Genomic DNA, 15,179 nt, shown 5'->3' with positions numbered 1-15,179 from the left:
AAGCTGCTTACCCTGACGGCATGCAGCTCATCGTCCTGTGGGACATCGACCACACCCTCATCGAGAACGCGGGGGTGAGCAAGGAGATCTACGCCGCCGCGTTCACCGCGCTGACCGGAATCCCGCCGGTCACGGGCGCGTCGACGGAGGGCCGCACCGACCGCCTGATCATGCGGGACATGTTTCGCGGGCACGGCCTCCCGGAGCCCGACTGGTCGGCCGTCGAGGCTGCTCTCACCCGGTCCGGCGAGGAGCGCCTGGGCGAACTGCGGCGACGTGGGACGGCGCTCCCGGGTGCGCTCGACGCCCTCGAAGCCGCTTCGTCCCGTGCCGGTTGGGTGTCCTCGGTGCTGACCGGCAACATCGCGGCGAACGCCCGGGTGAAACTGGCGGCGTTCGGCCTCGACGGCTCGCTGGACCTCCGCGTCGGGGCCTACGGCACTGACGCGGAGCAGCGCCCTGACCTGGTCGACGTCGCCCGCAGGCGGGTGCGGCGCCACCGTGGGCTGCCCGTCGGCGTTCCGGTGGTTCTGGTGGGAGACACACCGCGGGACGTCGAGGCGGCGCTCACCACGGGTTCCGGGATCGTCGCGGTCGCCTCCGGTGTGCACGGCCGTGCCGAACTCGAGGCGGCGGGTGCTCCGGTGGTGCTGCCCGACCTGTCGGACACGGCGGCTCTCCTCACGCTGCTGGAAAACGTCCCGGGACGTCCCTGAACCGTCCGCGAACGCGGTGGCGCGGTCCGTGCGGGCTCCGCGACCATCGGGTTCCCGAGGAAAGGCGCACGCGGATGACCGACTGGGAGTTCGTGAAGGACCGGACCGCCGCCGACGGCGCGGTGTGGAGGTCGGCGGACGGCCTGCTCTACAAGCGGACCGGCGGTGAGGACCTGCGGGCGGAGGGCGAGTTTCAACGACTGGTTGCCGGCCTCGGCTACCCGGTGCCGGAGATCGTCGACCAAGGCTCGGAGAGCGGGCGCCGTTTCGTCGTCGAGCGCGCCATCGGCGACACCTCGCTGCACGAGGAGGCGCTGGCCGACGCCGGGCGGGACGGTCGGGTCGGCCACCGGGTGATCAGTACGGCGGCTGCTGTCGCCTCGAAGCTCCTACGGGCCCAGGCGAGGCATCCCCTCCCCGCCACGCCGTGGTTCGAGCGGGCGGCCTTCGCGACCGAGGTCCTCGAGGAGAACCCGGACTTCGACGTCCCGCGCGTCCACGAGGCGGTCGAGCACGCCCTCGGCCGACTGGCCCGGCTCCCGACGGTGCGCGGACACCTGGACTACGGCCTGCCCAACGTCCTCCGGGCCGGCGTCATCGACTGGCAGCACCACGGGCCGGTCCCGCTCGGCTACGACGTCTACCCCGCGCTCGACATCGTGGCCTTCAAGGGCGGTGGCAAGGGCTACGGCATCACCCCGGAACAGCGCGCCGCCTACACCGCCGCGCTCGACGAGACCACCGTGTCCCTGATCGGGCGGCGGGTGAGCGAGCACCTGGGCGACTTCCTGTTCGTCAAGTGCTTCTTCTTCCTCGCCCTCATGCGGCCCACCGACCCCACGCGGCACGACAAGCACCTCAAGTGGCAGTACCGCCGCGCCCTCTTCATGACGGGACTCGATCAGTATGAGTCGTCCCACACGATCGACACCGGCACCTTTCCCACCCTGGAACGGTTCACCGCCGAACACCGGTAGGCCGGTTCCCACCGTCCGCGACCGCGACTACCTGATGGACCAGCACGGCGTCGTCTTCAAGGTCATCGGCGACAGCCACCCCGGCAGCCACTACCTCGGCTACGTCAAGTACCACCCCGACGAGAAAGGCGACCGGCGGCTCTTCGACCGGACCTACCGGCAGAACAGCGTCGTGTCGAAGTCCTTCGGCATCCTCGCCGGAAGGCCGGAGTGCTACGTCTACTCCGACACCCTCGGCTGCGTCATCACCGGCCTCCCGCGCGAGGACGCGGCCGTCCACTACTCCTGCCGCCAGGCCCTCGCCGCCATCCACGAGGACCCCGGCGCGGTCGCCGACAACCCGGCAGGCAAGGACCTCCTGGCGATCACCGAGTGGATCACCGCGAACGGCGCCCAGGACCTGATCGGCGTCACCGGCTCCTTCCTCGTCGGCTGCTTCAACGAACGCTCGGACATCGACCTCGTCTGCTACGGGCCCGAGGGCTACCAGGCCGCACAGGAGCTGTTCCGGCAGACCGACCTGATCCGGCCGTACGACGGGAACGACCTCACCCGGCTGTACCTGCGCCGGGCCAAGTACCTGGAGGGCAGTTCCTTCGACGCCCTCGTCAAACAGGAACGCCGCAAGCTCCAAGGACTCACCGCCGACGCCGGCGCGCACGTCAACTGCGAGCCCCTCCGCTCCGACCGCGACAAGACCTTCGCCCGGATCCGCTCCAAGGAGATCGGCGAGATCTCCCTCCTCGCCAAGATCACCGACCACGCCGAGGGCCTCACCACCCCGGCCGTCTACGGGATCAAGGTCAAGACCATCCTCCACTCGACCATCGACGAGGCCGACTCCTTCGCCCGCCGGATCACCCACATGCGCTCGTACCTCGGGGCCTACACGGGCGCGTTCCGATCCGGCGACACCGTGCACCTGTCCGGCAGGCTCGTCCACACGCAGGACGGCGAACGCAGCGGCTTCGGCATCGAACTCACCCCCTGGGCCGTCAGCGGCTCCTACGCCGCCGGCCTCGCCGGTCAGTGCGGCTAGGAAGCGCACACGACGCCGCCCGTCAGCCGACAGGCCGAGTCCGTCGAGAACGCCGACAAGTACCACGACTCCCGCCACCCCGCCGCTCCAGGAGGAGCCTGTGCGACACCTGTTCCTCAACGGGCCCGTCCAGAGCGGCCCGTTCACCTTCGACGCTCGCCCCGGCAAGGCCGTCGGCATCCGTCTCGCCGCCGCCCTCAACGCCATCCTGGGTGCCCCGCCCGCGCCCCACCTCTGGAACACCGCGACCCTCGCCGGAGACCTACGCCACCGTGAGGCGGACGGGTCGGCGATCTCCCGCCGACGGTTCGAGGCCGACCTGATAGCCGGCACGTATCCGTCCGGACAGCCTCCGGCGGGCGGCGTCATGACCGATGCCGATGCCGAGGTGGCCGACCTCGCCCTGGAGGTGATCGAGAACAACCTCCGTGTCGGCACTCTCGGCATCAGCCGCGAGACCGTTCCCACCTGCCGCACCTGCGGACACATGACCGGCACCGGCGGCCACCCCTGTCGCGCCTGCGGCAGTACGGACAGCCGGAAGGAACGCGCCGGCCTCCACCTCGTCGCCGAACCCGCGCGGGACCGCCCCGTCCTCGACCGCTCCGACATCCACGCAAGCCACCGCCGGCAGCCCAAGCACCTCCAGCACACCGCCGGCGCCGCCGCCGGGCGGCTGATCCTCTCCCGGACCCGCGACCACGGCATCGACCTCGCCCCCCTCGGCCTGCACGGCCTCGTCCTCGACCCGCGCGCAGGCGTCCACGTCACCGTCCTCACCGCGGCCCGACGGCACCTGGTGGAGACGGCCGTCATGACCGTCACCCCGAACGCGGTCAACCACATCGCGGCCCACGGCCGGTACTTCCGTGAACACGACGGCACCCGCCTGCGGTACGCCCTGCACGGCCACCTCCCCTACGGCGACCTCGCGGACCTGCATCCGCTGCACGAGGCGTACCGGGCCGCTCCGGAGGCCAAGGACGACTTCGCGCAGTGGTTCCTGCCGCTCTTCGCCCTCACGGCCAGCAGCGGAACCCGGTCCGGCCGGCTGCCCGGGCTCTTCACGTACTACATGCGCGCGCGGCTGGCTCGGCCGGACCCGGTGGACGCGACCGTCCTCGAAGCCGTGCGGTGTTCCGTCCGGGCCGGGCGGACGGACTGGGTGATGGTCGGGCGGGTGCTGGCCGTGGTGATGGCGGGCCGGTGAGGCGGCGGGGCAGCCGGGGCAGGGGGAGGGAAAAGGCACCGGCCGACCTCCGGGGGACGGGGTCGGCCGGTGGGGAGGGGACGGAGGGGTCAGCGGGCGCCGAGGAGGTGTTCGATGGCGAGCTGGTCGAGGTGTTCGAAGGCCATGCCGCGTTCGGCGGCGGCGGTGACGTCGAACTCCTCGAAGGCGGAGCGGTCGGCGAGCAGGGCGGCCAGGCCGTCGGCGGCGGTCGGCAGGGCGAGCTGGTCGAGGCGGGCGGCGCGCAGCGCGTCCTGGACCTGGGGGTCGGCGCGGAAGGCCAGGGCGCGCTCCTTGAGCAGCAGGTAGTTGCGCATGTTGCCGGCCGCGGACTCCCAGACGCCGGCGAAGTCCTCGGTGCGCGGCGGCTTGAAGTCGAAGTGCCGCGGGCCCTGGTAGTCGGACGACTCCAGCAGGTCGACCAGCCAGAACGCCTGCCGCAGGTCGCCCGCGCCGAACCGGAAGTCCTGGTCGTACTTGATGCCGGACTGGCCGTTCAGGTCGATGTGGAACAGCTTGCCGGACCAGAGCGCCTGGGCGATGCCGTGCGGGAAGTTCAGGCCCGCCATCTGCTCGTGGCCGACCTCCGGGTTGAGGCCGACCAGCTCGGGGCGCTCCAGCCGGTCGATGAAGGCGAGGGCGTGGCCGATGGTGGGGAGGAGGATGTCGCCGCGCGGCTCGTTCGGCTTCGGCTCGATCGCGAAGCGCAGGTCGTAGCCCTGCTCCGTGACGTAGTCGCCGAGCAGGTCGAACGCCTCCTTCAGCCGGTCCAGGGCGACCCGGACGTCCTTGGACGCGCCGTGCTCCGCGCCCTCCCGGCCGCCCCAGGCGACGTACACGCTCGCGCCCAGCTCGACCGCGAGGTCGATGTTGCGGATGGTCTTGCGCAGCGCGTAGCGGCGCACGTCGCGGTCGTTGGCGGTGAACGCGCCGTCCTTGAAGACCGGGTGGGTGAACAGGTTGGTGGTGGCCATCGGGACCCGCAGGCCGGTGGACTCCAGGGCGGTCCGGAAGCGCTTGACGATCGCCTCGCGCTCCGCGTCCGAGGAGCCGAACGGCACCAGGTCGTCGTCGTGGAAGGTCACGCCGTACGCGCCCAGGGCGGCCAGCTTCTCGACCGTCTCGACCGGGTCCAGGGCCGGGCGGGTGGCGTCGCCGAACGGGTCGCGGCCCTGCCAGCCGACCGTCCACAGGCCGAAGGTGAACTTGTCGGCGGGGGTGGGGGAGAGCTGGCTCATCACGTACTCCAGGGGGGTGAAGGGGGCGACCGGCGGCCCGACGAGGCCCGGGGGCTATTCGTCAGGCCGGATGACAAATTAGTATGGCCGAGCCCGCGAGGGAAGTCCCCCACGCGGAACACCCCCGTTCGCCCGGCTCCCCGCCCGCCTCCCCGCCCGCCCGGGGCCGGGCCGGGGAGCGGCCGCCGCAGCACAGACAGGAGCACCCGGATGGCACACCCGCAGGTGGTGATCGGCGTCGACAGCTCGACCCAGTCCACCAAGGCCCTGGCCGTCGACACCGAGACCGGCGAGGTCCTCGGCGAGGGCCGCGCCCCGCACCTGGTCGACTCCCGCGACGGCGGCCGGCAGAGCGACCCCGACCAGTGGTGGGACGCCCTGAACACCGCCGTCGCCGCCACCGGCTGGGCCGACCGCGCCGCCGCCCTCGCCGTCGGCGGCCAGCAGCACGGACTCGTCACCCTCGACGCCGCCGGCCGGCCCGTCCGCCCCGCCCTGCTCTGGAACGACGTCCGCTCCGCACCGCAGGCCGCCGAACTGGTCCGCGACTTCGGCGCCCACTGGTGGGCCACCGAACTCGGCAGCGTCCCCGGCCCGTCCTTCACCGCCGCCAAGTGGGCCTGGCTGCGCGCCACCGAACCCGGCAACGCCGACCGCACCGCCGCCGTCCGCCTCCCGCACGACCACCTCACCGAACGCCTCACCGGCACCGCCACCACCGACCGCGGCGACGCCTCCGGCACCGGCTGGTGGACCCCCGACGGCTACCACGCCGCCGTCCTCGACCGGATCGGCCTGGACCCCGCCCTGCTCCCCGCCGTCACCCCCGCCGGCACCGCCGCCGGCCACGCCCGCCCCGGCGGACCGCTGCGCCCCGGCACCCCGGTCGCCACCGGCACCGGCGACAACATGGCCGCCGCCCTCGGCCTCGGCCTCACCCCCGGCACCCCCGTGCTCAGCCTCGGCACCTCCGGCACCGTCTACACCGTCGCCCGCAACCGCCCCGCCGACCCCACCGGCACCGTGGCCGGCTTCGCCGACGCCCTCGACGGCTGGCTCCCGCTCGCCTGCACCCTCAACTGCACCCTCGCCGTCGACCGGATCGCCACCCTGCTCGGCCGCGACCGCCAGGCCGTCGAACCCGGCGGCAGCGCCGTCCTGCTGCCCTACCTCGACGGCGAGCGCACCCCCGCCCTCCCGCACGCCAGCGGCCTGCTGCACGGCCTGCGCCACGACACCACCCCCGGCCAACTGCTCCAGGCCGCCTACGACGGCGCCGCGTACTCGCTGCTCGCCGCCCTCGACGACGTCCTCGCCGTGGACGGGGCCGAGCACGCCGACCCCGAGCAGCCGATCCTGCTGATCGGCGGCGGCGCCCAGGGCCCGGCCTGGCAGGACACCGTCCGCCGGCTCTCCGGCCGCCCCGTCCGGCTGCCCGCCGCCCGCGAACTGGTCGCCCTCGGCGCCGCCGCCCAGGCCGCCGCGCTGCTCACCGGCGAACGCGCCGACGCCGTCGCCCGTCGCTGGGGCACCGCCGACGGCCCGCTGCTGCCCGCGCTGGAGCGGGACGACGCCGCGCTCGAACGGATCGCGACTACCATTTCGCAGACCGCCGCCCTGCAGGGGGACGGCGCGCACTGACGGCCACCGGCCCGGGCGGTGCGGGGCCGGGCGCCGAGCCGGGCGGTGCCGAGCCGGGCGGTGCGCGGCCGGGCGGGACCAGCGAGCAGCGAGCAGCGAGGGACGGGGCAGACGTGACAGAGGACGGGCAGCAGCAGTCCGACGGCGGCCTCGCGGCCCGCCGCGGCCCCGCCTCCCAGCAGGACATGCGGCGGCAGAACCTCGCCCTGGTGATGCGGACCGTCGTCGACGCCCACCCGCTCTCCCGCGCCGACGTGGCCGGCCGGACCGGCCTGACCCGCACCGCCGTCTCCAGCCTGGTCGACGAACTCATCGGCGGCGGGCTGCTGTTGGAGGGCGAGCTGGAACGCAGCGGCCGGGTCGGCCGCCCCGGCCGGGCGCTCGCCCCGAACGGCGACGGCCCGGCCGGGCTCGGCCTGGAGATCGGCGTCGAGCACCTCGGCGCGACCGTCCTCGACCTGCGCGGCGAGGTCCGGGTCGCGCTGCACCGCGCCGCCCCGAACGCCGGGCGCTCCGCCGCGGAGACCCTCGCCGAGCTCGCCGAACTCGCCGAGCGGGCCGAGCGCGAGGCCGTCGGGCTCGGCCTGCGGGTGGTCGGCCGGGTGCTCGCCGTGCCGGGCAGCGTCCCGCTCGACAGCCCCGGCAGCCGGGTCGAGCACGCCCCCAACCTCGGCTGGCACCGGGTCGACGTCGCCGAGCTGTGGCCCGGCCCCGGCGCCGCCCCCGCCGTCGAGAACGAGGCCAACCTCGGCGCGCTGGCCGAACTCTGGCAGGGCACCGGCAGCGGCACCTTCGTGCACGTCTCGGCGGGCGAGGGCATCGGCGGCGCGCTCGTCCTGGACGGGCGGCTGTTCCGCGGCGTGCAGGGCTTCGCCGGCGAGCTCGGCCACCTCACCGTCCACCCCGGCGGGCACCTCTGCTCCTGCGGCGCCCGCGGCTGCCTCGAACCGTACGCGGGCCTGGCGGCGGTGCTCCGCTCCGCCGGGGTCGCCGACCAGCTGGACGAACTGGTCTCCGGCGGAAGTGAATTGACGGATCGTCAGGAGATCGATCCGATCGCCGAGTTGGCCCGCCGGGCCGAGGCCGGGGACGCCGGCACCCGGCGCGCGCTGCGGCAGGCGGGCACCGCGCTCGGCACCGCGCTGGCCGCCGCCGTCAACCTGATCGACCCGGCCACGCTCGTCCTCGGCGGCGGCTACGCCGACCTCGCGCAGTGGCTGCTGCCCGCGATGCGGGAGGAGCTGGCCGCGCTGATCCGGGTCCGCCCCTGGCCCGAAGAGGCGCTGCGCGCCTCGCCGTTGGGCCGCCGGGGCCCGGTCCTCGGCGCGGCCCTGGTCACCGTCCGCCGGCTGCACACCGACCCGGCGGCGCTCTGGCTGCCGGAGGCCGGCTGACCACCGGGAGGCGCCCGGACGCGCGACGGCGGGGCCCCGTGCGGGGCCCCGCCGTCGTTCTTGCGGCCGCTGTCCGGCGGCTCCCCGACTACCGTGCGGACCAGGGCGGTCGGGGAGCTACCGGGTTCAGCGGTGGGCGCCCTTGCGGCGGCGCGAGACCAGGTAGCCGCCCGCGCCGAGCAGCGCGACGCCGGCCACCGTGGTGCCGATGACGCTGGCACCGGTGAAGGCCAGGCTGCCGTCCTTCGGGCCGCTGCCGGTGGAGGCCGAGGCGCTCGGCCCGGCGGCCGGGCCGGAGGTGCTGCCCGAGGGGCTCGGGGTGCCCGAACCGGACCGGCTCGGCGACCCGGAGGCGGAGGCGGACGCGGACGCGGAGACGGAGACGGAGGCGGACGCCGAGACCGAGGCCGAGGGGGACGGCGACTCCGAACCCTTCGGGCTCTCGGAGGCCGAGGGCTTCGGGTTCTCCGTCGGCGGGGTCTTCGGCGGCGGGGTGGTCTCGGTCACGCTCGCCGGGCAGGTGTGCGAGAGGTTGAACTTGGGCTGGTCGCCGCCCTCGACCTCGGCCACGGCCGAGACCAGCGTGGCGCCCTTGGCGGACCCCACGTAGGCGTGCTTGCCGGCCGGGTTGTTGGGGAAGCTGGTGACGACCTGCTGGCCGCCCGGCTCGAAGACCACGGTGAGCTTGACGAACGAGGCGTCGTTGCCCGGGAGGACGAAGTGCCAGCCGTCCTGGGTGGCCGGGATCTCGGCGCAGGTCTTCTGGTGCTCGCCGTCGAACCCGGCGGCGGTGACCGGGACGGGCTGCCGCAACTGCGAGGGGTAGACGCCCCTGGAGGCGAACGCCGAGCCGGCGGCCGGCGCGACGGATATCAGCCCGGCGGCGGCCACGACGGCGGCCGCACGGAGGGCTATGGATCGGTGCATGTGCTACCTGTCCACTCTTCGGTGCTGGGTGAGTTTCGGCCACGGGGGACCCGTGGCGGCCCCAATCTCTCCAGTCGCCGCGGCCCGGGTCAAGCCCCGGGCCGGACCGTGGGACGGGGCGGGCGCCGGGGCCCTTCCGGAACCCCGCCACCCGCCCCGTCCGCGCCGTGAACTCACCTACGGCGCAAGGATCTCGGCGGTACGCCCGTCAGTGCCGGGCACCGCGGGCGCACCCGCCGGACCGGTTCAGCGGTGCGCGCCCTTGCGACGGCGCGAGACCAGGACGGCGCCCGCGCCGACCAGGCCGACACCGATCACGGTGGTGCCGATCACGGTGGTGCCGGTGAACGCCAGGCTGTCCTGCGCCGGGGCGGCCGGAGCCGGCACCGAGGCGGACGGCACGGCGGCCGGGGTCGTGCTGCCGGACGGCACCGGGACGGCCGACTCCGAGGCGGAGGCGGACGGCGTGGCGCTGGTCGAGACCTTGCCCGACGGGGTGCCGGACGGGCTGGTCGACGTCTTCGGGCTCTCGCTCGGCGACGCGGACGGGCTGGTCGACGCCTTGGGGCTCTCGCTCGGCGACGCGGACACCGACACCGACGCCGACGCGGACGCCGACGGGCTCGGGCTGGACGACGGCGAGGGCGACGCCGAGAACGACTCCGACGGGGAGGCGGACGGGGAGGCACTGGTGCTCGGCGACCCCGACGGCGAGGCCGACGGGGAGGCCGAGGACGACGGGCTGCCGCTCGGCTTGGCCGAGTTGCTCGGCGACGGCGACGGCGACGGGGTGGTCTCCGTCTTGGTCGCCGGGCAGGTGTGCGACAGGTTGAAGTTCGGCTTCTTCTTCGAGTCGCCGCCGACCGCCTCGGCGGTGGCGGAGAGCAGCTTCGCGCCCTTCGCCGAACCGACGTAGGCGTGCTTCCCGCTCGGCGGGCCGAAGTTGGTGATGACCTGCTCGCCGCCGGGCTCGAAGGTCACGGTGAGCTTGACGAAGTTGGCTTCGCCCGAACCGAGGACGAAGTGCCAGCCGTCCTGGGCGGCCGGGATGCCGGCGCAGTCGTTCTTGTGCTCGCCGTCGAAGCCGAGGGCGGTCAGCGGGAGCTTCTTGGCCTGGTTCAGCTCCAGGCCGTACGGCGTGTCGCCGCTCGCCGCGAACGCCGTGTAGAGGACCGGCGCGGTGATCAGCCCTACGGCGGCCGATATCGCGGCCACGCGGAAGGCTCTGGGATTGCGCATGTGCTACCCACTCACTGGTGCATGGGATGGGAACAAGCCACGGAGAGTCCGATGTGGCGCAAACTGTTCCGGCCAGGTAAGCAGCGGGTCAAGTCTCTTGACGTATCATCTGACCGGTTATGAGCGGTATGTCCGCATCTGCCGCATGACAACGATCCGATGAACTCGCGCGGGGTGATCGCACGCCGAGTCCGTGGTGGGCGGGCTGCGGTTCCGCCGGCGGCCGGGCGCGTGGTGCCGCGCGAAGGGTGTCAGGCCCCGGCGGGCGGCGGGGCGGTGCTGGTCCGGACGACCAGGCTGGTGGCGAGGTCGACCCGGGTCGCGGTGGGCTGTTCGCCGCGGCCGAGCCCGATGGCGAGCCGGGCCGCCGTCTCGGCCATCTCGATCAGCGGCTGGCGCACGGTGGTGAGCGGCGGGCCGACCCAGCGGGCCAGCGGCAGGTCGTCGAAGCCGACCACCGAGAGGTCCTCCGGCACCCGCAGGCCGAGTTCGCGGGCGGCCTCGTACACGCCGAGGGCCTGGAGGTCGTTGCCCGCGAAGATCGCGGTCGGCCGGTCGGGGCGGGTCAGCAGGGCGTGGGCCGCGGCGTACCCGGCCTCGTGGTGGAAGTTGCCCTCGACGATCAGCTCCGGGTCGACCGGCAGCCGGGCCGTCCCCAGCGCTGTGCGGTAGCCGTCGACCCGGGCGCGGCTGCACATCATGCCGGACGGGCCGGAGATCATCCCGATCCGGCGGTGGCCGAGGTCGAGCAGGTGACGGGTGGCGGCCAGGCCGCCCTGCCAGTTGCCGGTGCCGACGGCGGGCACCCCCTCGGCCGGGTCGCCGGCCGGGTCGAGCACCACGAACGGGATGTCCCGGCTGGTGAGTTGGTCGCGCTGGGCGGCGTCCAGCTCGGACAGCACCAGCACCACGCCGGCCGGGCGGCGGGCCAGCACGCCGTCCACCCAGGTCTGCCCCGGGGTGAGCCGCCCGGCGGACTCGGACAGCACCACGCTCAGGCCCTCGGCCCGGGCGACGTTCTCCACCCCGCGGATCACCTCCATCGCCCAGGCGCTGTCGAGCTGGTGGAAGACCAGGTCGAGCAACCGGGACGGCGACGCGGTGCTCCGCCGGCGCTGGTAGCCGGTGCGGCGCAGGATCTCCTCGACCTTGGCCCGGGTCGCGGGTGCGACGTCGGCCCGGCCGTTCAGCACCTTCGAAACTGTCGGCGCCGAGACGCCGGCCGCCCGGGCGATCTCCGACAGGGTCGGTGCGGGGTCGGGTTCGAGTTCTGCAGCGCTCATGGCTCGGATAGTAGCGCCCCGGCGGCCCGCGGAGGGGCCGGCCGCCGACCGGGAAACCCGCTGGCGGGCAGCGCCGGCACCGGCACCCGGCGGGCTGCGGTCGCCGAAACATTCGGACCGATCCGGCCCGGTCCGGGCGCTCCCGGCCCGGTCCGGGCGCTCCCGGCCCGGCCGGGAGCTGCCCGGTTCAGGCGGCGGGGAAGCCGTACGCCGTCCAGTCGTCCAGCACCCGCTGCCGCAGTTCGGCCGGGAAGGAGCCGGTGAAGGACGCGGTGCGGCCCCGAAACCCCTGCGGGAGCAGGCAGTTGGTGACCGACTTGCCGCCGCGGCCCGCCTTCGCCTCGGCGGCGGTCAGGTACGGGACCATCGGGATGCCGGGGGTCTCCGGGTAGAGCCGGGTGCCGGTCTGCGGGTGGTGGCGGGTGGCCAGCGCCCAGACCACCTGGGAGACGTCCGTGACGTCGATGTCGTCGTCCACCACGATCACCTTCGGGACCAGCCAGCCCGCGTGCGAGGCGAACAGCGTCTCGCCGATCAGCTCCGCCAACTCGTCGTCCGCCAGTGCGAGTTCGGCGCGCCGGGCGCGCTCGACCGCGACCACGATCCAGCAGGTCGCCGCCTCGTACGAGCACCAGGCGAAGTCCACCGGCAGGCCCGCCCGGCGCAGCACGTCCAGCGCCGCCGCCGAGATCATCGTCCCCCAGACGGTGTGGTTCTCCTCCGGCGGCAGGCCGGCCGCGCAGACCGGCAGCACCGGGTCGTCCCGGAAGGTGACCGCCTCGACGTGGAAGACCGGCTGCGCCTTGCCCTCCGGGAAGGCGTAGCCGTGATACTCGCCCATCGGGCCCTCCGCGGCGAGTTCCTCGACCTCCACCCAACCCTCCAGCACGATCTCGGAGTTGGCGGGCACCAGCAGGTCGTTGGTCTCCGCCCGGACCACCTCCACCGGCGCTCCGGCCAGCGCCCCCACGTAGCCGTCCTCGCTCACCCCGGCCGGCAGCGGCATCCCGGCCGCGGCCAGCGCGGCCGGCGGCGCGCCCAGCACCATCGCCCACGGCATCCGCTCGCCGCGCCGCAGCCACTGCTCGCGCACCAGGCCGACGTGCTGCTGCGGCATGACCGGGCCGACCAGGCTGGTGGCGTCCCGCAGCATCGTCCTGGCTACCGACCAGCTGGTCCAACTCCCGTCCGGGGTACGGACGATGTGGAACCCGTAGGTACCGAGGTAGCGGCCGCCGTCCTCCGCGTGCAGCAGCGGCACCGGGAAGCGCTCCAGGTCCACCTGCCCGCCGGTCAGCACGTTCTGCTTGCACGGCCCGGTCGCGACCAGCCGCGGCGGCACCGGCTCCGCGTGCATCGCCGCGACCAGCCGCTCCACGATCTCCCGCGCCCCCGCCGTCCGCCCCAGGCCGACGTGCGCCGCGAGCCGGCCGTAGCGGGCGTCCGGATCGCGGTTCAGGCCGGCCGGCGCGCCGAGGATCCGGCAGCCCGGCGCGCCGGCGGTCAGCGCGGTGAACAGCGGCGCGGGCGCGGCGGTCTCGTACACCCGGCGGGTGACCGCGCCGACCTCCAGGTGCGGGTCGACCGGGCGGCGCACGGCCACCGCGTCGCCGTCGGCGAGCAGGCGGTCGACGAAGGCGCGGAAGTCGAGGGCGGGTGCGGGTGCGGGTGCGGGAGTGGGAGTGGGAGTGGGGGTGCTGGGTGCGGACATCGGGGCTCCAGGGGGTGTTGTCGCGAAGGCCGTGGCGGCCGGTCGGTCGGCCGGGGGAGTCGGCCGGGGGGCGTTGCTCAGGGGAGGTGGGCCGCGCGGGCCGCGCGCATGCCGGACCAGCGGCGGGCGCCGGGGTCGGGGAGGTCGAGCTGGTCGAGGATCCGGGCCACCAGGTGGTCCACCAACTCCTCGACGGTGGAAGGACGGTGGTAGAACGCGGGCATCGGCGGGACGATCCGGACGCCCATCCGGGCCAGCGCCAGCATGTTCTCCAGGTGGATCTCGCTCAGCGGTGTCTCCCGGGGCACCAGCACCAGCGGACGGCGCTCCTTCAGCACCACGTCCGCCGCCCGGCCGACCAGGCCCTCCGCCCAGCCGGCCCGGATCCCGGCCAGCGTCTTCATGCTGCACGGCACGACCACCATCCCGTCGGTCCGGAACGACCCCGAGGAGATCGCCGCCCCCTGGTCGTCCGGCCCGTGCACCACCTCGGCCAGCGCGGACAGCTCGCGCACCGTCCGGCCGGTCTCCAGTTCGACGGTGGCCCGGGCCCAGCGGCTCAGCACCAGGTGGGTCTCCACCTCCGGGTTCGCCGCCAGCCGCTCCAGCAGCCGCACCCCGAGGACGGCGCCGGTCGCGCCGGTCATCCCGACGATCAGTCGCATGCGTGACTGCCTTTCGCTTCGCTGTGCAGTTTCGGTCAGGACCGGCGCGCGGACGCGGCGGCCCCGACCGGCCGGTGACGATCACGCTAGGTGCGGAAAGGGCCTTACCGGCGGCTAGACTCGGGCAGGAGATGAGCAGAAACGGACAGCCTGTCGCCCGGACGCCGCTGGTCGCCGACTTCCCCTTCCCCACCACCCCCGGCGGCCCGCCCGGCATCGAGGTCACCGACCCGGCCGGCTGGAGCGCCCGGCTGGCCCGCCTCGGCGTCCCCGCCTCGGACAGCCCCGTCCGCCCGTCCTTCCACCTGCTGGTCACCGTCCGGCACGGCGCCCTGCGCTGCCTGGTCGACCTGACCGAGTGCCGGATCGACCCCGGCCACTGGCTCTGGGTCCGCCCCGGGCAGGTGCTCCGCATCCTCGACCTGGGGGCGGGGCCGGGGGCTGAGGCGGGGCCGGAAGCCGGGGCGGCCGCCGACGCCGTGTTCGTCCTCTTCCAGGCCAGCTTCCTCGACCCCGCGACGGTCGCCGCCGCCCGCCTCGACCGCCGTGCCTGGCGCCTGCCGCTGCTCCCCGCGCCCGCGGCCCGCCCGGCGGTGGAGCGCACGCTGGAACTGCTGGAGGACGAGTACCGCGAGCTGCGCGACCTCCCGCTGGAGGTCCACGTCGAGGTGGTCCGCCACCTGCTGGCCGTCCTGGTGCTGCGGCTCTCCCACCTGCCCGGCGGCGAGCGGCGGCGGACGCCCGGCGACGAGACCTTCCGCCGCTTCCGGCAGGCCGTCGAGGCCGACCACCCGCGCACCCACCGGGTCGAGGACTACGCGGCCCGCCTCGGCTACAGCGTCCGCACCCTCACCCGCGCCACCCTCGCCGCGACCGGCCACGGCGCCAAGGCGTTCATCGACGACCGCCTCGTCCTGGAGGCGAAACGCCTCCTCCTGCACAGCGACTCCACCACCGCCACCATCGCCGACCGCCTCGGCTTCCCCGCCACCACCGTCTTCACCCGCTTCTTCCACCACCGCACCGGCGAGACCCCGGCCGCCTTCCGCTCCCGCGCCCGGATCACCCCGCCGCCGGGGGAGGGCTGAGCCGCGCCCCGGCGCGACGGCGCCGGCGCCGGC

13 protein-coding genes are annotated in these 15,179 nt (G+C 74.6%); 7 read left to right on the top strand and 6 right to left on the bottom strand.

The features are described from left to right. The first annotated feature begins 20 nt into the window (after positions 1 to 20). The 4 genes from KSE_RS05160 to KSE_RS42700 all read left to right on the top strand — a co-directional run bounded on the left by KSE_RS05160 (position 21) and on the right by KSE_RS42700 (position 3,942). Positions 21 to 716: an HAD family hydrolase gene (locus KSE_RS05160; protein ID WP_014134215.1), complete on the top strand. Its 696-nt coding sequence runs from the start codon at positions 21 to 23 to the stop codon at positions 714 to 716. A gap of 74 nt (positions 717 to 790) precedes the next feature. Further along, a complete protein-coding gene (locus tag KSE_RS05155; protein ID WP_014134214.1) occupies positions 791 to 1,693 on the top strand; it encodes a phosphotransferase in 903 nt (300 codons plus the stop codon). 34 nt (positions 1,694 to 1,727) lie between these two features. Then, positions 1,728 to 2,732, top strand: a complete 1,005-nt coding sequence (locus KSE_RS05150; RefSeq protein WP_014134213.1) for a hypothetical protein — start codon at positions 1,728 to 1,730, stop codon at positions 2,730 to 2,732. A 100-nt stretch (positions 2,733 to 2,832) separates the two neighbouring features. Then, on the top strand, positions 2,833 to 3,942 hold the full coding sequence (locus KSE_RS42700) for a hypothetical protein (RefSeq protein WP_014134212.1): 1,110 nt from the start codon (positions 2,833 to 2,835) through the stop codon (positions 3,940 to 3,942). 89 nt (positions 3,943 to 4,031) lie between these two features. On the opposite strand, the gene xylA is transcribed toward KSE_RS42700, so the two are convergent. Beyond that, entirely contained in the window at positions 4,032 to 5,198 is a 1,167-nt protein-coding gene (gene xylA / locus KSE_RS05140; protein WP_014134211.1) for a xylose isomerase, read from the bottom strand. A gap of 210 nt (positions 5,199 to 5,408) precedes the next feature. On the opposite strand from xylA, the gene xylB reads away from it, so the two are divergent. Continuing rightward, a complete protein-coding gene (xylB, locus tag KSE_RS05135) occupies positions 5,409 to 6,839 on the top strand; it encodes a xylulokinase (RefSeq protein ID WP_014134210.1) in 1,431 nt (476 codons plus the stop codon). 113 nt (positions 6,840 to 6,952) lie between these two features. Then, positions 6,953 to 8,233, top strand: coding sequence for an ROK family protein (locus tag KSE_RS05130; RefSeq protein ID WP_014134209.1), 1,281 nt, complete (start codon positions 6,953 to 6,955; stop codon positions 8,231 to 8,233). Between the two features lie 126 nt (positions 8,234 to 8,359). On the opposite strand, the gene KSE_RS05125 is transcribed toward KSE_RS05130, so the two are convergent. From KSE_RS05125 to KSE_RS05100, 5 genes are all read right to left on the bottom strand, one after another. After that, a complete protein-coding gene (locus KSE_RS05125) occupies positions 8,360 to 9,160 on the bottom strand; it encodes an LPXTG cell wall anchor domain-containing protein (protein ID WP_033257837.1) in 801 nt (266 codons plus the stop codon). A 246-nt stretch (positions 9,161 to 9,406) separates the two neighbouring features. After that, positions 9,407 to 10,399: a hypothetical protein gene (locus tag KSE_RS39695; RefSeq protein ID WP_193365915.1), complete on the bottom strand. Its 993-nt coding sequence runs from the start codon at positions 10,397 to 10,399 to the stop codon at positions 9,407 to 9,409. 251 nt (positions 10,400 to 10,650) lie between these two features. After that, positions 10,651 to 11,682 carry a LacI family DNA-binding transcriptional regulator gene (locus tag KSE_RS05110; RefSeq protein ID WP_014134206.1) on the bottom strand — a complete coding sequence of 344 codons (1,032 nt, stop codon included), beginning with the start codon at positions 11,680 to 11,682 and terminating at the stop codon, positions 10,651 to 10,653. Between the two features lie 187 nt (positions 11,683 to 11,869). Next, a complete protein-coding gene (locus KSE_RS05105) occupies positions 11,870 to 13,393 on the bottom strand; it encodes a UbiD family decarboxylase (protein WP_014134205.1) in 1,524 nt (507 codons plus the stop codon). A 77-nt stretch (positions 13,394 to 13,470) separates the two neighbouring features. After that, positions 13,471 to 14,058: a UbiX family flavin prenyltransferase gene (locus KSE_RS05100; RefSeq protein WP_014134204.1), complete on the bottom strand. Its 588-nt coding sequence runs from the start codon at positions 14,056 to 14,058 to the stop codon at positions 13,471 to 13,473. A 131-nt stretch (positions 14,059 to 14,189) separates the two neighbouring features. Here KSE_RS05100 and KSE_RS05095 point away from each other — a divergent pair, with 131 nt between their 5' ends. Continuing rightward, a complete protein-coding gene (locus KSE_RS05095; RefSeq protein ID WP_014134203.1) occupies positions 14,190 to 15,146 on the top strand; it encodes a helix-turn-helix transcriptional regulator in 957 nt (318 codons plus the stop codon). The last annotated feature ends 33 nt before the right edge of the window (positions 15,147 to 15,179 follow it).

The sequence above is a fragment of the Kitasatospora setae KM-6054 genome, from assembly GCF_000269985.1.
GTDB lineage: Bacteria > Actinomycetota > Actinomycetes > Streptomycetales > Streptomycetaceae > Kitasatospora > Kitasatospora setae.
Note: the sequence above shows the minus strand (reverse complement) of the source record. Positions and strands in the feature narration are given on the sequence as shown.